This window comes from Mesoflavibacter sp. (assembly GCF_964226795.1).
Taxonomy (GTDB): domain Bacteria; phylum Bacteroidota; class Bacteroidia; order Flavobacteriales; family Flavobacteriaceae; genus Mesoflavibacter; species Mesoflavibacter zeaxanthinifaciens.
In genome coordinates, this window is the sequence record NZ_CAXQQP010000006.1 from 20072 (window position 1) to 42160 (window position 22089).

Annotated in this window: 25 protein-coding genes; 6 read left to right on the forward strand and 19 right to left on the reverse strand. The window is 31.2% G+C overall.

The genetic code is table 11. From position 1 onward, the window contains the following. Window positions 1-3: 3 nt before the first annotated feature. The 15 genes from folE to ACEQT4_RS03900 form a co-directional block, all read right to left on the reverse strand. Complete coding sequence (gene folE, locus ACEQT4_RS03830) at window positions 4-699, reverse strand: GTP cyclohydrolase I FolE (protein WP_106678320.1); 696 nt, start codon at window positions 697-699, stop codon at window positions 4-6. A gap of 58 nt (window positions 700-757) precedes the next feature. Next, the gene (locus ACEQT4_RS03835; protein WP_106678269.1) at window positions 758-1036 is read right to left on the reverse strand and encodes a TIGR03643 family protein; all 279 of its coding nucleotides are present in this window, start codon (window positions 1034-1036) and stop codon (window positions 758-760) included. Beyond that, the gene (locus ACEQT4_RS03840; RefSeq protein WP_027878713.1) at window positions 1029-1463 is read right to left on the reverse strand and encodes a hypothetical protein; all 435 of its coding nucleotides are present in this window, start codon (window positions 1461-1463) and stop codon (window positions 1029-1031) included. Before ACEQT4_RS03840 ends, ACEQT4_RS03835 begins: the two co-directional genes overlap by 8 nt. Before the next feature lie 106 nt (window positions 1464-1569). Next, a complete protein-coding gene (locus ACEQT4_RS03845; RefSeq protein WP_370226081.1) occupies window positions 1570-3054 on the reverse strand; it encodes a deoxyribodipyrimidine photo-lyase/cryptochrome family protein in 1485 nt (494 codons plus the stop codon). After that, window positions 3054-4586, reverse strand: a complete 1533-nt coding sequence (locus ACEQT4_RS03850; RefSeq protein WP_370226082.1) for a cryptochrome/photolyase family protein — start codon at window positions 4584-4586, stop codon at window positions 3054-3056. The genes ACEQT4_RS03845 and ACEQT4_RS03850 overlap by 1 nt, the downstream gene beginning before the upstream one ends. A gap of 59 nt (window positions 4587-4645) precedes the next feature. Next, complete coding sequence (locus ACEQT4_RS03855) at window positions 4646-5956, reverse strand: DASH family cryptochrome (protein WP_370226084.1); 1311 nt, start codon at window positions 5954-5956, stop codon at window positions 4646-4648. Then, window positions 5929-6066 (reverse strand): DUF2256 domain-containing protein, encoded by a 138-nt coding sequence (locus tag ACEQT4_RS03860; RefSeq protein ID WP_205619335.1) that lies wholly within the window; start codon window positions 6064-6066, stop codon window positions 5929-5931. Before ACEQT4_RS03860 ends, ACEQT4_RS03855 begins: the two co-directional genes overlap by 28 nt. Before the next feature lie 4 nt (window positions 6067-6070). Beyond that, on the reverse strand, window positions 6071-7495 hold the full coding sequence (locus tag ACEQT4_RS03865) for an SDR family oxidoreductase (RefSeq protein WP_370226086.1): 1425 nt from the start codon (window positions 7493-7495) through the stop codon (window positions 6071-6073). Window positions 7496-7529: 34 nt separating this feature from the next. Then, window positions 7530-8165, reverse strand: a complete 636-nt coding sequence (locus tag ACEQT4_RS03870; protein WP_370226087.1) for a flavin reductase family protein — start codon at window positions 8163-8165, stop codon at window positions 7530-7532. Beyond that, on the reverse strand, window positions 8165-9478 hold the full coding sequence (locus ACEQT4_RS03875) for an ABC1 kinase family protein (protein ID WP_370226089.1): 1314 nt from the start codon (window positions 9476-9478) through the stop codon (window positions 8165-8167). The genes ACEQT4_RS03870 and ACEQT4_RS03875 overlap by 1 nt, the downstream gene beginning before the upstream one ends. 11 nt (window positions 9479-9489) lie before the next feature. Further along, window positions 9490-10149, reverse strand: coding sequence for a TetR family transcriptional regulator C-terminal domain-containing protein (locus tag ACEQT4_RS03880; protein WP_370226090.1), 660 nt, complete (start codon window positions 10147-10149; stop codon window positions 9490-9492). 83 nt (window positions 10150-10232) lie between these two features. After that, window positions 10233-10886 (reverse strand): MIP/aquaporin family protein, encoded by a 654-nt coding sequence (locus ACEQT4_RS03885; protein WP_027878721.1) that lies wholly within the window; start codon window positions 10884-10886, stop codon window positions 10233-10235. Window positions 10887-10911: 25 nt separating this feature from the next. Continuing rightward, window positions 10912-11520, reverse strand: a complete 609-nt coding sequence (locus ACEQT4_RS03890; RefSeq protein ID WP_370226091.1) for a low molecular weight phosphatase family protein — start codon at window positions 11518-11520, stop codon at window positions 10912-10914. 16 nt (window positions 11521-11536) lie between these two features. Next, on the reverse strand, window positions 11537-12016 hold the full coding sequence (locus tag ACEQT4_RS03895) for a DUF6428 family protein (protein ID WP_370226093.1): 480 nt from the start codon (window positions 12014-12016) through the stop codon (window positions 11537-11539). Between the two features lie 13 nt (window positions 12017-12029). Next, on the reverse strand, window positions 12030-12359 hold the full coding sequence (locus tag ACEQT4_RS03900) for a helix-turn-helix transcriptional regulator (protein ID WP_027878724.1): 330 nt from the start codon (window positions 12357-12359) through the stop codon (window positions 12030-12032). A 145-nt stretch (window positions 12360-12504) separates the two neighbouring features. Here ACEQT4_RS03900 and ACEQT4_RS03905 point away from each other — a divergent pair, with 145 nt between their 5' ends. After that, window positions 12505-13353: a DUF2911 domain-containing protein gene (locus ACEQT4_RS03905; protein ID WP_370226095.1), complete on the forward strand. Its 849-nt coding sequence runs from the start codon at window positions 12505-12507 to the stop codon at window positions 13351-13353. A gap of 90 nt (window positions 13354-13443) precedes the next feature. On the opposite strand, the gene ACEQT4_RS03910 is transcribed toward ACEQT4_RS03905, so the two are convergent. The 3 genes from ACEQT4_RS03910 to ACEQT4_RS03920 all read right to left on the reverse strand — a co-directional run bounded on the left by ACEQT4_RS03910 (window position 13444) and on the right by ACEQT4_RS03920 (window position 17243). After that, a complete protein-coding gene (locus ACEQT4_RS03910; protein WP_370226097.1) occupies window positions 13444-14070 on the reverse strand; it encodes a tRNA (guanine-N1)-methyltransferase in 627 nt (208 codons plus the stop codon). Window positions 14071-14199: 129 nt separating this feature from the next. Further along, a complete protein-coding gene (locus tag ACEQT4_RS03915; RefSeq protein WP_370226099.1) occupies window positions 14200-15648 on the reverse strand; it encodes a glyceraldehyde-3-phosphate dehydrogenase in 1449 nt (482 codons plus the stop codon). Between the two features lie 182 nt (window positions 15649-15830). After that, on the reverse strand, window positions 15831-17243 hold the full coding sequence (locus tag ACEQT4_RS03920) for a trypsin-like peptidase domain-containing protein (RefSeq protein WP_370226100.1): 1413 nt from the start codon (window positions 17241-17243) through the stop codon (window positions 15831-15833). 125 nt (window positions 17244-17368) lie between these two features. On the opposite strand from ACEQT4_RS03920, the gene dapF reads away from it, so the two are divergent. The 5 genes from dapF to ACEQT4_RS03945 all read left to right on the forward strand — a co-directional run bounded on the left by dapF (window position 17369) and on the right by ACEQT4_RS03945 (window position 21370). Further along, a complete protein-coding gene (gene dapF, locus ACEQT4_RS03925; RefSeq protein ID WP_370226102.1) occupies window positions 17369-18148 on the forward strand; it encodes a diaminopimelate epimerase in 780 nt (259 codons plus the stop codon). Further along, a complete protein-coding gene (locus ACEQT4_RS03930; RefSeq protein WP_223076958.1) occupies window positions 18142-18675 on the forward strand; it encodes a GNAT family N-acetyltransferase in 534 nt (177 codons plus the stop codon). The genes dapF and ACEQT4_RS03930 overlap by 7 nt, the downstream gene beginning before the upstream one ends. Next, complete coding sequence (mltG, locus tag ACEQT4_RS03935; protein ID WP_370226104.1) at window positions 18665-19708, forward strand: endolytic transglycosylase MltG; 1044 nt, start codon at window positions 18665-18667, stop codon at window positions 19706-19708. Before ACEQT4_RS03930 ends, mltG begins: the two co-directional genes overlap by 11 nt. Continuing rightward, window positions 19705-20613 carry a DUF2279 domain-containing protein gene (locus ACEQT4_RS03940; protein WP_370226385.1) on the forward strand — a complete coding sequence of 303 codons (909 nt, stop codon included), beginning with the start codon at window positions 19705-19707 and terminating at the stop codon, window positions 20611-20613. Before mltG ends, ACEQT4_RS03940 begins: the two co-directional genes overlap by 4 nt. Window positions 20614-20719: 106 nt before the next feature. Next, entirely contained in the window at window positions 20720-21370 is a 651-nt protein-coding gene (locus ACEQT4_RS03945; protein WP_370226106.1) for a peptidoglycan-binding protein LysM, read from the forward strand. Window positions 21371-21375: 5 nt separating this feature from the next. Here ACEQT4_RS03945 and ACEQT4_RS03950 read toward each other — a convergent pair whose 3' ends face one another. Next, window positions 21376-22086 (reverse strand): SAM-dependent methyltransferase, encoded by a 711-nt coding sequence (locus tag ACEQT4_RS03950; protein WP_370226108.1) that lies wholly within the window; start codon window positions 22084-22086, stop codon window positions 21376-21378. Window positions 22087-22089 lie beyond the last annotated feature (3 nt).

Genomic DNA, 22089 nt, shown 5'->3' on the forward strand with positions numbered 1-22089 from the left:
AGCTTATTGTTTTAAATAGTTTTGTAATTCTGAGATTTTTTGTGGATTGGTAAATTGTCCACTATAAAAAGTTGTAACAGTAGCAGAAGTATCATCCTTTACGCCTCTTGATGATACACAAAGATGTTTAGCATCTATGATCACTGCTACGTCTTCTGTATTTAAAATTTGTTTTAAATCTTCGCCAATTTGATTAGTTAAACGTTCTTGTACTTGAGGTCTTTTTGCATAATATTGTACAATTCTGTTAAGTTTAGAAAGACCAATTACTTTTCCTGAAGATATGTAAGCTACGTGGGCTTTACCTATAATTGGGACAAAGTGATGCTCGCAGTTAGAATAAAAGGTTATATCTTTTTCTACTAGCATTTGGTTGTACTGATATTTATTATCAAACAAAGCTATTTTTGGCTTATTGGCAGGATTAAGTCCAGAAAAGATTTCTTCAACATACATTTTAGCTACACGTTTTGGTGTACCTTTTAATGAATCGTCGGTTAGGTCTAAACCAAGAACATCCATAATTTCTTCAAAAAGAATAGAAATACGTTCTTTTTTTTCTTCATCAGAAATTTTAAATGCATCTTTTTTCATTGGTGTTTCTAGACTGGTAAATAAATGATCATCACCGATGTCTTCAATAGAAAATCCATTTAATTTGTGTCCGTTGGTTGGAGTTACTAATTTTTCTTTATTCATAGCATCTTTTTTAATTGCTGTTTTCAATAATTGAAACAAAGCAGATTGGTTGTAATATCTAACGTTTAGATATTTTATTGTGTGTAATTTGTTTTTGTCTACTGCATTTAAATCTTCCATTTTCAAAAGATCTAAGTTTTTGATGTTTAGTAGCTCTTCCTTGTACACGTTTGCGCCAAAGTCTAAAACTACTAGGTTTCATCTCTCTACGCATAAGGTTTATGACTTCTTGTTCTTTTAATCCAAACTGAAAGGCAATAGCATCAAAGGTAGTTCGATCTTCCCAAGCCATTTCAATAATTCTATCAATTTCTCTTATCGTAAAATTCTTATTCATTATATGGTATTGTTGAAAATTGACTATCAAAATTTATTTTTTGATCTAATAGCTTTTTAAAAAATTGCTTATTTTCTTTAAAGGTTTTATTTTTTCTAAAATGAATAAATTTTCCATCTGCATGTATACTTGCGCCATTTGTTTTATAAATAACTAGTTTATAATATGGAATAACCCAAGCAAAGCGTTGTAATCCTTTACCAATATGAATCAAAATTCCTTTTGGTCTTAATTCAATACTACCGTAATTTATATCGTTAACTAAATTAACTATGGTATGTAGGTTAGGACTAACCTCGTCAATTATCATACGTTTAGAACCGATACCTTTTAATTTTATAGCTTTAATAAAGGAAAAAGGTTTACCCACCAAATTATTAATTTGTTTAGTAATTTCTTTATCGGTATAAGAAGTGTTAAAAAGCAATAGTTAAACTTTAAGATTCTAATCAAATTTACAAAATGTTTAATCTTTTAAAAAATAAGTTAAACAATATTTAACATATTATTTTTTGATGCATAATAATTAAAATCTATGGGTTATTAAGCATTTTTGTACGGTCATTTAAAGTATGTCGTTTTAAAATGCGATAGCTTTCTTGTTTCACTAAAAAATCATCTTTAAGTCCCCATAATATATCACTAGCTTTTTTTCGTGTTTCTTTTTCATTTACTATAGGAAAAGGATAGTGTTTGCCTAAAATGAAGCCTGTTAGTTGTTGATCAAAATAGGTTATTTCACTGGGATTATGTATAAACGGTGTTTCTAAATTTGCCAATTCAGGAACCCATTGTTTTATAAATTTACCTTCAGGATCGTGCTCCAGACTATTTTTTAATGGATTGTAAATGCGTAGCATATTAATTCCCGTTTCGCCAGCTTGCATTTGTATTTGCGGATAATGTATACCTGGTTCAAAATCTAAAAAAAAACTCGCTAAGTGTTCGCTTAAATCTTGCCAAGGTTGCCAAAGATTATGTGTGAAAAATGAAACCACTAAAGCACGCATTCTGAAGTTTAAATAGCCCGTAGTATTTAAGCAGCGCATGCAAGCATCTACTAACGGAAAACCTGTTTTGCCTTCTTTCCAAGCATTTTGTAATTCAACGTTTACTGGTTTTTCAAGTTGATGAAAGCCTTTATTTACACTTTTAAATTCCATAGTATGTTCCATTTCAAACTTTTGGATAAAGTGTGCTTGCCAACGTAAACGTGATACAAACGCATTTAAATGTCGCTTGTTTTTACCTTTTTCTCTTTCAATTCCAGCTGCATTTAGGACTTGTTTTATGGATAAATTTCCCCAAGCAATGTAAGGCGATAATCTGCTGCAACCTTTTCTGGCTTCAAAAGGTTTCGAGATATGAAACATGTAGTTTTTATAGCGATTACTGAAGAACGATTGCATGTATTTTATTCCTGTTGTTGTACCACCTTTTTGAAAATTTTTGTTGTGAATAGTTTCTGTTGAAATGGTTTTAAACTGAAGTTCTAATGCTTCAACTGAAGCAATACTTAATAACTGATTTTGTTTTGGCTGAAACTGAAACTCTGGTTGCATCATAAAATGATCCCAATCTTCAAACCAAGTGTTGCGGTTTCTAAGTCCGCGTTGTACGCCGTTATTAATGTTTTCAATCCAATTTATATGTTGAGTTCTGCAAAATTCCGCAAAAGCGATATCTCTTTTAAAAGTTGAAAGTATACCTGTTTCCATATGTGAAAACACGTGTGTAATGTTGAATTGATTTTGAAGTTGTTCAACTGTATTTTCAATAGAATTATTGACGATTAAAACTTTGGAATTATAAGGTTTTAACTGATGATTTATATCATGTAAAGACTGTTTAACAAAATCCCAATGACGTTGGCTGTAATGTTTATCTTGAAGTAAAAAATCCTCGAAAGTGTAGAGGAGAAGCACGTTTTGTTTGGTGTTTATGGCGTTGGTAATGGCTTCGTTATCCTGTAAACGAAGGTCGCGTTTTAACCAAACAATGCTAAGGTTGTTTTTCATTAAAAATTGTCAGGATTTTTAATTATACTTTGTGCACGTTTTTTGATGTTTACAAGTTGGTCTTTATCCATTTTATCAAGTAAACTGTACATCATTCCCATACGACGATTATTGCCTAAAATGCTGCGTTTGTCATCTAAAAAGTTCCAGTATAAGCTGTTAAACGGACACGCTTTTTCACCTAATTTTTCCTTTTTATCATAATAGCAATCGTCACAATAATTACTCATTTTATTAATGTAGCTTCCGCTAGAAACGTAGGGTTTTGTAGCAATTTTTCCACCATCAGCAAATTGGCTCATGCCACGTGTGTTGGGTAATTGTACCCATTCTAAAGCATCAACATAAATACCTAAATACCATGCGTCAACATCGTCTGGATTTATTTGTGCGAGCAACGCAAAATTACCAGTTACCATTAAACGCTGTATGTGATGCGCGTAACCATTATCAAGACTGTTTATTATGGCATTTTTTAGGCAATTCATTTTGGTTTTTCCTGTCCAATAAAATTCAGGTAGTTTGTTGGTGTTTTCTAAGTGGTTTTCGGTTTTGTACTCTGGCATTAAAGCCCAATACATACCGCGCATATACTCACGCCAACCAATAATTTGACGAATAAAACCTTCAACTTGAGAAATGTCAATATTGTCACCATGTTTTCGCCAATAATTTAAAACGGTATCCACAATATTTTTAGCTGAAATAAGCTTGATATTCATCGCAAAAGACAGTCGCGAATGGAATAAATACACTTCGTCCGTATGCATGGCATCTTGATAATCCCCAAAATGAATGAGCAGTTCTTCACAGAAATATTTAAGTTGATCAAGCGCTTGTGCTCTGGTAATTGGATAACTAAACGTTTTAGTATCAAACTTGCCAATGGTTTTGATGTCACTTTTTTTGATTAATTCAACAATATCAGAAACATCATTTTTAAAATATTTGTAAGTCGGAATTTGATGTTCGCCTTTCCATTTGTTGCGATTACTTTTGTCGTAGTTCCATTTACCGCCTTCAGGTTGGTTTCCAGCCATTAAAATATCGTGCTTTTTACGCATATCGCGGTAAAAATTCTCCATTAAATATTGCTTTTTTCCTTTAAAAAAAGCTTTTAAATCCTCGCGTTCTGTGTAAAAATGTTCTGTTGAAAACGCTTCAGATTCAATATCTATAAACTTGCAAAACTCTGACAATTGTTGGTCTAAACGATACTCATCTGGTAATTGGTATTCAAATTTTTTAATGTCGTGTTTTTTGATAAGTCGTTTTAAATTTTCTACTAAATCTTGCGTGTTGTTTTTATCGTCTAATTTGTAATAGTCTACGTTAAAATTGTTGTCTTTTAAGTGATTTGAAAACGCACGCATTGCAGCAAAAAAGCCAATTATTTTTTGAATATGATGCGTTACATAATCGGTTTCTTGGCGCATTTCAAATAGACAATACAGCACATTTTTATCATTGTTTTTATACCAACTGTGTTTGCTGTTTAATTGATCGCCTAGTATAAGTCTAAGTGTTTTCATGAATTTGTTTTTGTTCTCGATACATCCTTCGTTTTAACTCAGGACACTCGAACTGACGGTTAAAATAAAGTGTCTTGTAACCATAAACGCTGGTATTTGCCATTACTATCGTAGCGGTCGGCTTGAAGTTTGACGTTAAATTTTCGGTCTCTTGGATCATTACCAACGCCAGCAACATACATCCAATTACCATAATTGCTATGCACATCGTAATCGAGAAGTAAACTCTCAAAATACGCTGCACCAATGCGCCAATCTAGTTCCATAGACTTAGCGAAGTAACTCGCTACATTTTGTCTGCCACGATTACTCATCCAACCTGTTTTTTTAAGTTCGAGCATGTTAGCATTAACAAAAGGTTCAGGCGTTTTACCGTTTATCCAGTCGTTAATTTTTTGCTGATTTTTAGACCATTGGTAATCTTTGTTTAAAATTCCGCCGATTTTAAAAATCTGATTACCAAATTTTAGAGACACATATTTAAAATAGTCTCGCCAAATGAGTTCGAAAATAAGCCAGTATGTAGAATCGTTTTTAAAATGTGCTTTCTCAAACTGCTTGACTTGGTAGTAAATATGTTTAGCAGAAATGCTTCCATTGGCTAACCAAGGTGAAAATTTGGAACTAAAATCTTTGCCAATCAATCCGTTACGAGTCTTTTTATAAACGCCTAATTTTTTTGTGTTGAAAAAGTAGTCTTCTAAACGTTGCAAAGCTTCAGTTTCTCCACCTTTAAAAGGAAACGCTGAATTTGGATGTACTTCAAAATCGATAAAACCTAAATCAGAAAGTGATGGAATTGAAGTTAGGTTTTCTATACTTTCTTTATTTACTTTTTCTTTTGATGAAGAAGTTTCTTGTCTAATTTCACTTCTTTTTTCACAAGCTTTTCTAAATTCGGTGAAGACTTTAGGTAGTTGTTTTATATTGAAAGGAATATCCTCTGGATGGTATAAAAACTGACTGAAACTTGTTGAAATTTGTATGTGTTCAGGCAACTTTTCTTTCACCTTATTGAACACATCAACTTCTTCTTGCGTCCATTCTTCTTGAAAAAAAATATGGCTTATTTGATAGTTTTCTACCAAATTAGGAATACAATTTTCTGGTTTTATTGTATAAACGAATAATGGAATATTAAGTAGAGCTAGATTATTCTTTAAATCGGTTACGGTTTCTATTAAAAATTTAGCTCTGTATTTTTCGGTTTTTTTAAAGCCAAATTGATCTACTTCAAATTGTCTTGGATCAAAACAATATAAAGCGATTACACGATTATTACTACCAATAGCATTTGGTAATGACGCGTTATCGTGAATTCTTAAATCGTTTCTAAACCAAACTAGGCTTGTGTTTTGTTCTTTCTGCATTTTTCGCTACAATATTTTACGTTATCCCAATTTTTCTCCCATTTTTTTCGCCATGTAAATGGTAGTTGGCAAACGGGACAAATTTTTGTTGGTAAATGTTGTTTAGCTATTCCTCTAGGCATTGGCTAGTTTATTTATCATTCCGTTAAAAATAAATCCATGAAACGGTAAAACACTATACCAATAGAGTCTTCCCCATAGACCGCGTGGTCTAAAGGTAGCGCGTTGGTAAACTTTACCTTTTGCGACTTGAAACTCTAACCAAGCTTCGCCAGGTAATTTCATTTCGGCAAAAAGGATAAGGCGTTTTTGTTCTTTATCTGCTAATAATACACGCCAAAAATCTAAGGCATCACCAGTTTTAATATCAGTTTTATTGGTACGACCACGACGTAAACCAATACCACCTACTAGTTTATCTAAATAACCTCTAATTTTCCAAAGTGTTGTACCGTAATACCATCCATTTTCACCACCAATTGCCCAAATTTTTTCAAGTGTTCGGTTTTCATCTTTTACTTGTCGTTCTTTGATATCTTTAAAGCATCCAAATTTTGGAACTTTAAGGTATTTGGTTGATACTCTTTTTTTGTTTCGGCTACTTATAAAGGCGTCTTTCCAGCTGGAGACAATTTCATTTCCTTCAATTTTAGCAAAAGCTACTTTTACAGCCTCTTTATATGTTATAGGTTTAATGTCTAGAAATTGATTGATGTTACTTTTTTCACCTATAATTTCAATCCCCATACTATTTACTAAAGAAGAGGCTAATTTGTAAGATGTTGATGTTACAAAATATAACCAGTAGCTTGACAGTTTTGGCGTCATTACCGGAACAGTAATGATGTGTCTTTTTAATTTTCTTATGTCTGCAAATTGTAATAACATTTGCTTGTAAGTCATGATTTCTGGACCAAAAATATCATGAGATGTGTTGTACAATTCTTGTTTACCAAGTCCTTTAGTTAAAAACGCTAAAACATCTCTTACACCAATAGGTTGTGTTTTGGTGTTTAACCATTTTGGTGCGATCATTATGGGTAGTTTTTCGACTAAATCTCTAATAATTTCGAAACTAGCGCTACCAGAACCAACAATAATTCCTGCTTTAAAAACGGTTAATGCGTAAACATTAGATTTTAAAGTGTCTTCTACATTTTTTCTGGATAATAGGTGTTTAGAAAGTTTGGTGTCGTTAGTAATTCCGCTAAGATAAATAACTTGTTTGACGTTAGTAGTTTCGATATAATTTTTGAAGTTTAACGCACATTCTTCTTCTAATTTATGAAACTTGTCTACAGAATTTGACATAGAATGTATTAAATAATACGCAGCATCTATGTCTTTAGGGATGTTTTGTAAGGTGTCCGGTTTTAAAAAATCTGCTTCTACAACATGAAGATTTTCTTCATCTGAATATGCTTTTTCTGTACGTAATTTTCCGCGTACAGCGCAAACTACCGTATGACCTTGATCTAAAAGTAACGGAATAATACGCTTACCAATGTAACCTGTTGCTCCTGTTACTAATATTCTCATAGGTTTTGGTTTTTTTATCTACAGATAATTACATTTATTGATTGTTAACTAAAGATGGTTTAGGTCTTTGGTATTCTAAGCGTTTTTCTAAAGTAGGAATAGCGTAAGTGTCTAATCCGTTAATAGTTGCAATTTCTGCTTTAGATAGATTTACAAAGCCATCATTTTCTAATAAATTATCATTGATGAAAAGATTTTCAATTTCACCTAAAACAAGAATAGTATCGTTTTCTTTAATGAAATACTCTTGAACAAATTTCATTTGAAGCTGAACTGGCGCATCTTTTACAAAAGGCGCAAGACATTCATTTTTATATTCTGAATAGAGATTAGTCACTTCAAATTCTGAAATATTAGCATCGTATTTAGCAGATGTGTGATGCGCATCTTCAATTATTGATTTATGAATGTGATTAATCGTGTAAACACCAGTCGATTTGATATTCTCGTAAGTGTTGCGTAAAACGGTTGTTGGTCTGCAAAAAAAGCCTAAAAGTGGCGGATTGCTACCAACGTGCGTTACCGAACTAAATACTGCAACATTCTCGATATTATTCTTAGATTTTGTGCCAATTAGATTAGCGCTTTTAAATCCAGAGACACTATTTATAAGATTAATGCGGTATAAATGATGCATTTCGTCTATGTGTTTTTTACTGAAATGCTTCATTATTTTAAGTTTTTAAAATTATTGATTTTGATGTCTTTAGCTTTTAAATCGAACATTAAATTGTAAAGCCCAAAAAACGTACGATTAATGTAAATAAAATGCTTAGATCCGCGATTACCATTCATTTTTCTTAACTCTGTATTTTTACTGTAACGTTGTCCCATTTCTGAAATAGCATTAAAAAATTCAGGATCAGAAAAATCAAAAGTATCCACATGAAAAGGTTTGGTGAATAGGCTTAACAATTCATGAAACATTGCAGAGAAGAAGTCTAATTCTTCTTTGCTATCATCTTCTCTTAATATTTCTAATTCGAACATTTTTTTAATGAAAATATCTTTGTTTTCCAGACTTTCTTTTTTAGCCAATTCAAAATATGGTGTGTAAAAATCTTCAGGTACTATTTTCATACAACCAAAGTCTAACGCGATAAGTTCGCCATTTTTAGACACTAAAAAGTTTCCGGGATGCGGATCTGCGTGTACTTTTTTAAGTACATGCATTTGGTACATATAAAAATCCCATAGTGCTTGACCAATTTTATTTGCTACTTCTTGATTGGTATTGTGTGCCGTAAATTCAGAAAGATGTTCGCCTTCCATCCAATCCATAGTAATGATACGTTCTGAAGACAAATCTTCGTAATACTCAGGAAATTTAAGGTTAGGAATGTGTTTACATGCATTTACAATTTCTTTACTTTGCTTAACTTCTAGTATGTAGTTAGTTTCTTCTACTAATTTATTTTCGACTTCTTTAAAGTATTTATCACTATCTTTTCCTTTAATATTAAACATTTTAATAGCAATAGGTTTTACCAAAGCCAAATCGCTAGAAATGCTTTCTGCGACACCAGGATATTGAATTTTCACAGCAAGTTTTTTCCCATCCTTTTCTGCTAAATGCACTTGTCCAATACTAGCTGCATTAACCGAATTTAGATTGAAGGTGTCAAAGATTTGACTTGGTAATTGACCGAAATATTTTTTAAAAGTCTTCTTAACTAAAGGAGCCGATAGTGGCGGTACAGAAAATTGTGCTAACGAAAATTTTTCTACATAGGCTTGTGGTAAAATGCTTTTTTCCATACTAAGCATTTGAGCCACTTTTAAAGCACTTCCTTTAAGTTGTTTTAAACTGTCGTAAATATCGTCTGCGTTGTTTTTGTTTAAACGTTCTTTAGCTTCAACTTCAGATTTTGTAATCTTATCACCATAATATTTTAGGTAATTAACACCAACTTTAGCACCTGTAGATACTAATTTGGTTGCTCGAGATATTTTTGAAACAGGTATTTTGTCTATAGTTTTCAATAGCGGAAGAATTAAGAGTTCATTTGAAATTTTTCTTTATAAATAAACTTTCCAAAATCTATTAGGCTTTTTATTGGAGCAATGTCTAATACATCAAAACTTGTATTGACAGATTTTTCTATGAAAATGTCTGTTTTTTCAAAAGATGGAGACGTATCATCCATCCAAAATTTGATGGTTAATAATAATTGCATCCAAGCAGATTCTTTTAAACTTTTTTGTTGAAGTTTATCAATTTGCTCTTGTTTAGTTTCGATAAGCTCTATACCTAATTCTGAAATGTAGTGCGTAAAATGCGATTTTAAATCTTTTAAAACCACATAGTTTTTAAGCTTGTTTTTATGTTGATTAAGAGCATATATAACGTAGCTTCTGTTAGCTGTTAGGTTTTCGAAAAAAGTGAAGTAAAAACTTAATAGTTTATTACGAGGTTCGAAATTTTGGTAATCTTCGCTAGCATGTAATGCAGTGATTGTATTTTGGTAAAAGGCTTTAAAAATACCTTTTTCTATAGCTTCAAAATTACCAAAATGCTCGTAGAATTTAGCTTCTTCAAAATTGTTTTCTTTCGCGAAAGCATAAACAGATTTAGGTTGCTGGTTATGTTCTAGCACATAATCCATGTAAAATGAGATGATGTTACTAGCTGTTATGTTTTTCTTTTTTGCCATTACTGTGAAATTTAATAGCATAAAGATATAAAATGTTTAACTTATTTTAGTAATAGTTAAACAAAATTTAACAAGACTTTGTATTATGAATTTTTTGTCTTAAAAGAATTATGAAGGATTACTGCAGAAATAGCACCCAAAATATGTGCTAAAATGTATAAAAGAACATGAGAAAAGTGTCCTGTAAATAGAGCAGGAGCGATGGTGCGAACAGGATTCATAGAGGCTTTTGTCATTGGTCCAGCAAACATAGCTTCTAATAAAATAACACCACCAACTGCGATACCAGCCATAGTACCAACTTCTTTACTTCCTGTAGAGATGTGGATGATTACTGTCATTAATATAAAGGTGAGAATAAACTCTAAAATTGCAGCCTTATAATCAGGAAAACCAGTTGCGGGAATACTTTCCCCCAAAGTTTTACTGTCTGGAAATAAAAACCATAGTAAAGCAATTGCTACAATTGCACCAATTAGTTGAAATAAAAAATACTTAGGAACTTCTTTCCAAGAAAACTTTTTTGCAACCGCAAACCCAATGGAAACTGCAGGGTTAAAATGCGCACCAGACGTCGCGCCAAATGCATAAATCATTGCCATTACAATTAATCCCCAAACGGAAGCCACACCAACGTGAGATATGCTACCATTGGTAATTTCGTCAATTGTCATTGCGCCACAACCACAAAAAATCATTCCGAAAGTACCAATAGTTTCTGCTATATATTTCTTCATTTATAATTTTAATTTCTGGTAAAGATTAAATTATTTTTTGAAAAACGTATTTCATTTCAGTAGCAATTTGATTGGAACGTTCTAAATATTTTTCGTCTTGCAAATCGGTATTGTCAAATAATTTTGGGTCTTCGTAAGTGATTGGTATGCGTTTTTCGGCACCAGCAATAAAAGGGCAGCCACCATCTGCTTGAGAGCAAGTCATGATAGCAGCAAAATTAGATTTTGGATTAAAATTGTCTCCGTAAGTTTTAGAAAACCCTATTATAGGATGTGAGTTTTGATCATATTTAATGGTGTAAATAGGATTGTTTCCTTCTGAAATTTTATCGATATCAAATCCAGTATTTTGCAAAGTCTCCGCTACTTTTGGATACATTGCTGTAGCTTCAGTACCACCAGAAAAACAAGTTACATTTTCAATATTATAAAAGTTTGCAATTGTTTGTGCCCAAATTTGGGATAGATGGCTACGTCTAGAGTTGTGTGTACAAATAAAATTAATTGTAATTGGTAATTTTTTAGATGCTTTATCTTGTATAAAAGCTACAAGTGGTTTTAAAGTCTCTTTTCTGTCATTAGATATTGTATCAATATCTAGTGCTTTAATATAATCTTCGATTTGAGTATTCATAATTATAATAAAAAAATTAGCAGCAGTTTCCGTCTGAAGAGCAACAAGGCTCGTTATTTAAATCTTCAAGTTTAACTTTTGGTTTTGGTAATTGTTTTTCAGGAATACCACATTTATCCTTAGCAAGACAATTTGTTTGAGTAGAGGTAAGTAAAAACTGACCATTTTGGTAGTCTAAACCAAATTTTTGGATGCTTTGCTCACCTTGATATTCGACTTCAATCTCAAGATCTTTTAGATTAAAAATATCTTCTGATAATTCGATAATATGAATTAATTTTTCAGGATGTAGTCTGTGATCGTAATCGTTGGCATTCCATAGTTGAAAATTTACCTTTTTTTCTTGTCTTACAGTTCCGCCACAATCAATAAAATGTTTTGTGGTTTTACCAACTTCTGTTACATGAAAATGGTTAGGTACTAAACTACCATCGGGTAATATAAACGCAATAGTGTCTAGATTTTTTAAATGTTTTTTAATTTCTGATAATGTCATAATATTTAATTTTTTAACAACAAGAGTTAGTGTTAGTTTCTGCGTCTAGAAAAGCGGTTAAAGTGTTTTTCATTTTTGTCCAATTATCTTGATTTATACAGTAACAAACACTTGTCCCTTCAATAGTTCCTTGAATTAGTCCTAATTTTTTTAGTTCTTTTAAGTGCTGAGAAATTGTAGGTTGAGCTAGTCCAATAACATCTACCAAATCACCACAAACACAAGTGTTAATTTTAAATAAATGCTGAATAATTGCTACACGTGCAGGATGACCAAAAGCTTTAAAATATAAGGCTAATTGATTTTGTTCTTCTGTAAACATTTCCGCTTTAATTAATCCCATAATTATATTTGTATATTTGTTTATAGCAATATTACGATTAATAATATTTTGGGACAAGATTTTTTATCTTTTTAAGTTTTTGTTAACAATTATAGGGTAATCAATATGTAATTTTATGCATCTAAAATTTAAAACTAAAACCAAAATGAAAAAGTTAATTACACTTTTAATGGTGTTTGCAGTAACTTTTACTGTAAATGCACAAATCGAAACACCACAACCAAGCCCATTACAAAAAATTGAGCAGAAGGTAGGTTTAACAGATGTCTCTGTACAATATTCTAGACCATCTATGAAAGGTCGTACTATTTTTGGAGATTTAGTTCCTTACGGTAAGCTTTGGCGTACAGGAGCAAACCAGAATACGATGGTTACATTTAGTACAGATGTTATGGTTGGAGAGTCTACTTTAAAGGCAGGATCTTATGCAATCTTTTCTAAACCAAATAAGGATAACTGGGAAGTTATTTTTTATAGTGATACAAATAATTGGGGAACACCTCAAAAGTGGGATGATAGCAAAGTAGCGGCAACAGTAAATGCAAAAGTTTATGATATACCAATGGATATTGAAACTTTTACTGTGTCTTTTGATGATTTAACAAATGATTCTGCTGTATTAGGTATTATGTGGGAAAAAACTTATGTAGCTGTAAAGTTTGATGTTCCAACAGATAAAGCTGTAACAACTGCTATTAATAAAGTAATGAATGGTCCATCTGCAGATGATTATTATGCAGCTGCACGTTACTATTTAGAATCAGGTAAAGACATTAACAAAGCTGTTGTTTGGATGGATAAAGCTATTGATATGACTAAAGAAAATCCAAGATTTTGGTGGTTACGTCAACAATCATTAATTAAAGCAAAAGCTGGTGATACAAAAGGAGCAATTAAAGCTGCAAAAGCAAGTTTAGAAGGCGCTGAAAAAGCTGGAAATGCAGATTATATCAAAATGAATAAAGACTCTTTAAAAGAATGGGGAGCAATGTAAATTAGATCTTTAGATAGTTAGATATCTAGATTTTGAGATAAAAAGCGCAATCTATCCGATTGCGCTTTTATTGTTTGTATTTAAAAACGTTTAACTATTTCTATTTTTATTTAACTCGTCTTGTAATTGACGTCTCACTTTTTGTTCACGTTCTAAAGCGTTACGTCTATGTTCTTCAAACTCTTCTTCAACTTCTGTTAATTTAGATTTTGCTTCTCGGGTTACGCTATTACTATTTTTAAATTTAAAAATAAAGAAAAGTAAAAAGGCTAAAAGCACAGCAATAATACTCCACATTAATCCATTGTATCCGCTTTTGCTCATTTGTATTCCAAATAAAGACATACTATCTTTTTCTTCTTTAGTAGATTTTAAGTTTGTTTTAGTAGAGGATAAGCTACTTTTTAAACGTTCTATTTCTTCATTTTGATTTTTAACGGTGTTTTGCGTTGTTATTAACTCGTTTTTTACAGCTTTTAACGAGTCTAATGTATGAGATTTAAGCTTTGATAACCAGTTGCTTTTAATGACTTCATAGTTTTGACCTCTTTCATCTCTCCAACTATTAGATTTTTGAATAACGTATTCAAATTGATTGTCTAAGGTACCAGAATCTAATGATAACTCATCTTCGTTATTTTCTGTTTGAGAAAATGAAGAAAAAGTGACTAAAAAAAGTAATAAGAATAAAATAGGGAAACTTTTGATTTTTAACATCTTAAGATTTGTTTTTTAAGTTTTATGTTTTTTTAAAAATATAAAATGCACTCTTTGCGGTTTAAAGATAGCAAAAAGCCCCACAATTGTGAGGCTTTGTATATACGTTTTTAAAAAGTGTTTTGGATTTTAATAGTAAGTAAAACGTCTTACTTTAGCTATATATTTAGCTAATCTTATTACTTGATGACTATAACCATATTCGTTATCATACCATACATATAGCACTGCATTTTTACCATCTTTTCTTACTATTGTTGCTTTACTGTCGTAAATTGAAGGCGCAGAGCTACCTACAATATCGCTAGAAACAAGCTCGTCACTCATTTCATATTTAATTTGCTCTACTAAATCTCCTTCTAAAGCATATTTTTTTAGTGTTGCGTTAATACCTTCTACTGATGTTTCAGTTTCTAGTTCTAAGTTTAGTATAGCTAAAGATCCGTTTGGTACAGGTACACGAATGGCATTAGATGTTAATTTACCATCAAAGCTTGGTAAAGCTTTAGATACAGCTTGTCCTGCGCCAGTTTCAGTAATTACCATATTTAATGCAGCAGCACGACCACGACGATATTTTTTATGGAAATTATCTACTAAGTTTTGATCATTAGTGTAAGCGTGAATAGTTTCTAAATGTCCGCTTTTTACACCATAAGTATCTTCCATTGCTTTTAAAACTGGTGTAATAGCATTTGTTGTACAAGAAGCAGCAGAGAAAATATCAAGTTTATCAGGGTTATTCTCTAAATGATTAACACCATAAACAATATTTGGTATTCCTTTACCAGGAGCTGTTAATAAGACTTTATCGGCTCCTTTAGAGTTTTTTAATCTGGTTAAAGCTTCTTTATCTCTAAAAGCACCAGTATTATCAATAATTAAAGCATTATCAATACCATATTTAGTATAATCTATATCTTCTGGTTGGTTAGCAGTAATAATTTTTACAGTTGTACCATTAATAATTAAAGCTTCATTTTTAAGGTCTGTATTTACAGTACCAGGAAAATCCCCATGAACAGAGTCGTTACGTAATAAAGAAGCACGTTTTTCTAAAACAGTTTGGTCTAATTTACCACGTGTTACAATAGCACGAAGACGTAGTTGGCTTCCTTTACCTGTTCTAGTCATTAACTCTCTGGCTAATAAACGACCGATACGACCAAAACCATATAATACAACGTCTTTAGGAGTTACATTTTCTTTCTTTTTGGCATCTTTTAATTTTTCTGCCACAAAAGACATAGCGTTGCTATATTTTTTTTCTTCTAAGTGATACTCGTAAGTTAATTTACCAATATCTAATTTAGATGCTGGTATGTCAAGAGTTTTAATAGCTTGAACTATTTCTACAGAATCAAAAATTGAAATTGGTTTTTGAACAAATTCTCCTGCATATTCATGAAGGTTTAAAATTTCAGAAACATTTCTGTCGATTAATTGGTTTCTAAACAATACCAATTCTATCGATTTATCATACCATAAATCGCTTACAATTTTAATAAATTCTACAGTTGCTCTTCGCCTGTCTGCCTGAAACGCTAATTCGTTTTCGTAAGTTTCGTTAATAGACATTTTGTGTTTTAGTTTGTTGTGTTGTTAATTTTTAAATTGGCTACTTTATAGTGTAGCCTTCTATAATTTTTGGCAAAAGTATAGATTTCAAACGTTTTCGTAAAACAAAAAATGATAAAAAAATAAAAGCACTTCATTTTTATGTTGAAGTGCTTTTAAAACAGGATAAAATCGAATTTAATTTACCTTAATCCATAACGTGTTTTTTCTCCTTTAGAGTTTATAATCTCAATACTTAATGGTTTGTAAGGATCTCTGTTTTCAATAATTGTTTTTACATCATCAATAGAATTAACTTCTGTATTATTTATTGCTGTTATAATGTTTCCTTCTTTAATACCTTCACTTGTTAAATAATCTTTGTAACTACCATAAACTTTTGTGATTTTTACACCATTTTTAACTTTAAATTTCTTTAAGTCGTTAGGTTTTGCATCTTTAATCTCGCCAATAAAAGGTAAAATGTATCTGTTGTTTTTAAGAAGTTTTACTTTTTTTTCAATTAAGTTATTTCCTCTTAAAGCTTTAACATGTATTATATCGTTAGGTCGTTTTGAATTAAGGTAACCTCTTAAATCAGATTCTTTAGAAATTTTTAATCCATCAATTTCCTTTATGATATCACCAACCTTTAAACCAGCGTTTTCTGCACCTGAGTCTTCTTCAACTTCTTCAATGTAAACACCTTCAGTTTCATTAATACCTAATTTTTCTGAGGTGAAAGTACCTAAATTTCTTGGTACAATACCGATTAAACCTCTTTGTACATTACCAAATTCCATAATATCTTGTACTACTTTTTTAGCAATATTACTTGGTACTGCAAAAGAATAACCTATATAAGAGCCTGTTTGAGAGCTAATAGCGGTGTTTATACCAATTAAATCTCCATTTGTATTTACTAAAGCGCCTCCAGAATTTCCTGGGTTAACAGCTGCATCGGTTTGTATAAAAGATTGTATGTTTTTTCCGCTTAAATCTCTAGATTTTGCACTAATAATTCCAGCGGTTACTGTAGATGTTAAGTTAAATGGATTACCAACAGCTAATACCCATTCGCCAATTTTAGCAGTATCACTATCTCCAAAAGTGACGTAAGGTAAATCTTCTTCAGTTTCAACTTTTAATAGAGCAATATCTGTATTTGGATCGCTACCAACAATGGTAGCTTCTAGAGTTTGATTATCGTTTAAAGTAACGCTTAACTGTTCAGAATCTTCAATAACATGGTTGTTGGTAATGATGTACCCGTCTGGCGATATAATTACACCACTACCAGTCCCTAACTGTCTACGTTGTGGTACACGACCATAAAATAGGTCTTGTAACGTTGGTTGTGCAGTTGTAATAGCTACATTTTTAACGTGTACAACAGCATGCACAGTTTTTTCTGCAGCAGTAGTAAAATCAATATTTTCGGCAGCTGCAAGAGCTGTCTTTGTGGTGTTTAAATTGGTTGGTAAAAAACTTGGCTGTTCTATAGTAGCCTGTTGTGCAATTTGTGGTTTTTCTTTTTCAAGAAAGGTTTTGTAAGTTCCTAGAGTAATTGCGCCTCCTAATACAGAAACAAAAACCAAAGTAATCAACTTCTTCATGTTCTTTTAGTTTAGGTTTATTAGAATAACGATTAAAATTAATTAAATATTGAGCGCCTATTTCAACTTTAACGAGTATTTAACAGCACAATTGTGCTATATTTGTGTCTCAATTTTTTACGTTAATGACTTTAACATTTTACAAATATCAAGGCACAGGTAACGACTTTGTTATCATTGATAATAGACAAGAATTATTTGACAAAAATGATACCAAATATGTCAAATTTTTATGTGACAGACGTTTTGGCATTGGTGCAGATGGATTGATTTTATTAGAAAATCATCCAGATGCAGATTTTAAAATGGTGTATTATAATGCAGATGGTAATGAAAGTACCATGTGCGGTAATGGAGGACGCTGTATTGTCGCTTTCGCTGAATTTTTAGGCATTTTTAAAAACACAACAACGTTTTATGCAATAGATGGATTGCATCATGCAAAGATTGAAGAAAATTTAATTCATCTTCAAATGAAAAATGTCGAGACTATTGACACTTTTACTACCCATCATTTTTTAGATACAGGATCTCCACATCATGTTCAGTTTGTTGATAATTTAAAGACGTTTAATGTGAAAGCAGAAGGTGAAAAAATTCGTTATGGCGCACCATACAATCAAGCTGGAAGTAATGTTAATTTTGTAGAAAAAATTAACCCAAACACTTTTGCAGTTCGTACTTACGAAAGAGGAGTAGAGGACGAAACTTTATCTTGCGGTACTGGTGTAACAGCAGTTGCAATAGCAATGTATGATTCAGGAGAAAGTGCATCAAATATCATTAACCTTAATGTAGAAGGCGGACAATTAAAAGTGTCTTTTGATAAAGTAGAAGATACTTATAAAAATGTGATGTTAATCGGTCCAGCAACTCAGGTTTTTAAAGGCGAAATAGAATGTTAACATTAAAAGGAGAACATATTTATTTACGTGCTTTAGAGCCAGAAGATTTAGAGTTTATTCATCAAATTGAAAATGATGAAACCATTTGGGAAATAAGCAACACCATTACACCTTATTCTAAATATTTAATCAAGCAATATCTAGAAAATGCTCATAAAGATATTTATGAAGTTAAGCAATTACGACTAGTAATTTGTAATGATGCAGACACAGCTATCGGAATGATAGACTTATTTGATTTTGATATAAAAAACAAACGCGCAGGAATTGGTATATTGGTAAAATCTGAAACCGATAGACAAAAAGGATATGGTAAAGAAGCTTTAAAACTATTGATAAAATATAGTTTTAAACACTTAGATTTGCATCAATTATATTGTAATATTTCTGAAGATAATGAAGCAAGTTTAAACTTGTTTAAAAATCAAGGATTTGAAGAAATTGGTTTAAAAAAAGACTGGAATTATCTTAACGGAAGCTATAAAAACGAATACTTACTTCAACTAATAAATACTAATGTACATTAAAAAAATACTCTTAGCAATAGCCTTAATTGGATTAGTTATAGCTGGCTACTTTGCCTATTTTGTATACAATGCAATGCTAAAGCCAAATACGGCATTTAATAATGAAACGGCTTATATTTATATACCTACCAATGCAACCTATGTAGAAGTTAGAGAGCAATTAGAACCATTATTAAAAGATATTGATAGTTTTGATGCGTTAGCGATTCAAAAAAAATATACAACTAATATTAAAGCTGGACGATTTCCTGTAAAAAAAGGAATGAGTAATAATGACATTATTAATTCTATAAGAAGTAATAACTTACCAATAAAGCTTAGTTTTAATAATCAAGAACGAATAGAAGATTTAGCAGGTCGTATCGCACAACAAATAGAACCTGATAGTTTGTCGTTATTAAAAGCAATGACAGATTCTACATTCTTAAAAGAAAAAAACTTTACTAAGCAAACCGTGATTAATATGTATGTTCCTAATACATACGAGTTTTTTTGGAACACATCACCAGAGTTATTTAGAGATAAAATGTTAGGTGAATATTATCGTTTTTGGAATGATGAGCGACAAGCAAAACGAAAAGCATTAAAATTATCTGTTAACGAAGTAATGACTATTGCATCTATCGTTCAAAAAGAAACAGCTAAAGTAGATGAAAGACCACGTGTTGCAGGTGTTTATTTAAATAGAATAAGAAAAGGTTGGCCTCTAGAAGCAGATCCAACAGTTATATATGCTAAAAAACTTAAAGAAAACAATTTTGATCAAGTAATAAAACGTGTGCTTTACAAAGATTTAGAAATAGATTCTAAATACAATACGTATAAATATCCGGGTATACCACCAGGACCAATCACAATGCCAGACGTTTCTGCAATAGATGCTGTATTAAACCCAGAAAAACATAATTATATGTTTTTTGTAGCAGACGTTAAAAATTTTGGCTACCATAAATTTGCAAAGACATTAGCGCAACATAATGCTAATAAGAGATTGTATACACAATGGATTAGTAGTCAAGGTATAAATAGATAGACTTGTTTAGATATTTAATTTTTATAATTTTTTGTGTTAGTTCTGTATTAAGTCAAACAGAACAAAGCTCTTTTTTTACACCAAGCGATACATTAAATGTAAAAAGAAGAAATGCAGTTATAATTGCCGAAAGCACTTTAGGAGGCATCACACTTCTTGGATTAAATCAATTATGGTACGCAGATTATGAGCGTTCTAAATTTCATACCATAAATGATAATTCAGAATGGTATCAAATGGATAAGTTAGGGCACACATTTACAGCTTATCATTTAGGAAGATTTGGTGCTCAAACATTAAACTGGGCAGGAGTAAGCAAGAAAAATCAATTAATTTATGGCGGCTCACTAGGTTTTATGTTTTTAACTGGTGTTGAAGTTTTAGATGGATTTTCTGAAGAATGGGGATTTTCTTGGGGAGATTTTGCAGCAAATGCAGCAGGTTCTGGATTGTTTATTGGACAAGAATTACTCTGGGAAGAACAACGCATTAGTTTAAAATACTCTTTTAACAGAACACGTTTTGCATCTAAAAACCCAAATAAGTTGGGTAATGGTATTTTAGAAGAAATACTGAAAGATTATAACGGACAAACGTATTGGTTAAGTGCTAATTTACATTCTTTTTTTAAAGAAAGTAAATTACCTAAATGGTTAAATGTTGCTGTTGGTTACGGTGTTGATGGATTGTTGTATGGTGAATCTAATTTACAACAGCTCAATTTTCCTAATCAAAAAAGAAGTAGACAATTTTATTTAAGTCTTGATGTAGATTTAACTAAAATTGAAACTAAATCAGAATTTTTAAAGCAAGTTTTTAATGTCTTTAATGTAGTTAAGATACCATTTCCTACTTTAGAAATTAATGGTAACGGTAAGCTAGTTGGGCACTTTGTTTACTTTTAACAATTCTTAACATGTTGATTTTCAGTATTAAATAATTTGTTGTATATTTGCACGCTGAAATTTTAACCCTATCTATATTTTAAGATTTGGTTATAAATCAAAAACAATGAAAAAAAATATTGGAAAGTTATTATCGCTAGTACTTACAATATCAATTTTATTAGCAGTTGTATTTTACAACAATAATAAAGAAGCTATCATCATAAAAGATGAAGAGCAAACAACAAAAAGCACAGAAATATCTAATGATATTGCTTTTTATGATGTAAAAGAGCAATATACTCCGCACTTAGGAAAATCTTTTGCTGGATTTAAAGAGGCATTAGGTTTTAAAGAATCTCAAAACAACTACTTTAGAGTCAATAAGTTTGGGTATTTAGGGAAATACCAATTTGGAAAAAGTACTTTAAAATTAATTGGTATTTATGATTCTAACATGTTTCTAAAAACACCAGAGTTACAAGAAAAAGCATTTATAGCAAATGCACAACGTAACAAATGGGTTTTGCGTAGAGATATCAAAAGATTTGTAGGTAAAAAAATTAATGGCATAGAAATTACTGAGTCAGGTATACTAGCTGCAGCACATTTAGCAGGACCAGGAAGTGTAAAGAAATACCTAAGAAGCTATGGTAAAAATGGATTTTCTGATGCGTTTGGAACTTCTGTAAGATATTACATGAAAAAGTTTTCTGGGTACGATACTTCTTCTATCAAACCGTTAAAAAAAGTTAAAGTTAAGCATAGTAGAGCTTAACAATATTATTCCTTATGAATTATAAATAGTGTTGGTCTTTTATGTAGGTCAGCACTATTTTTTTTCCATTGATTAGCAGTTTGTGTTTTGATAAATTCTGTATCCAAAGTAATATCACAAGCAACACAGATCAAACAATCGTTACTTAACGTGTTGCAAAGATCTTCTAACATTTTATTGTTCCTGTAAGGTGTTTCTATAAAAGATTGAGATTGATTGTAATCTTTGCTAATTCGTTCTAATCTTTTTATTTCAGATTTTCTTTCATTTTTATCTATAGGCAGATAACCATTAAAAGCGAAAGATTGTCCATTCATACCAGAAGCCATCATGGCGAGTAGAATAGAAGATGGACCAACTAAAGGAACAACTTTTATATTATTTTGATGTGCTAATTTTACAATATCTGCACCTGGATCTGCAATACCTGGGCAACCAGCATCCGATAATAAACCAATAGTTTTTCCTTCTAAACAAGGTTTTATAAAATTAGGTAAATCTTCAGGTTGTGTATGTTTATTTAATTCAAAAAGCGTTAAACTAGGTTGTGATTTTTCTGGAGAAATACTTTTTATAAATTTTCTAGCTGCTTTAGAGTTTTCAACAATAAAAGTATCTAAACTATCAATTATTGTTTTTACTTGTGCTGGTAATACATCAAAAGGATTGTTTTCTCCTAATGTATTCGGAATTAAATAGAGCTGTCCTTTATTCATAAC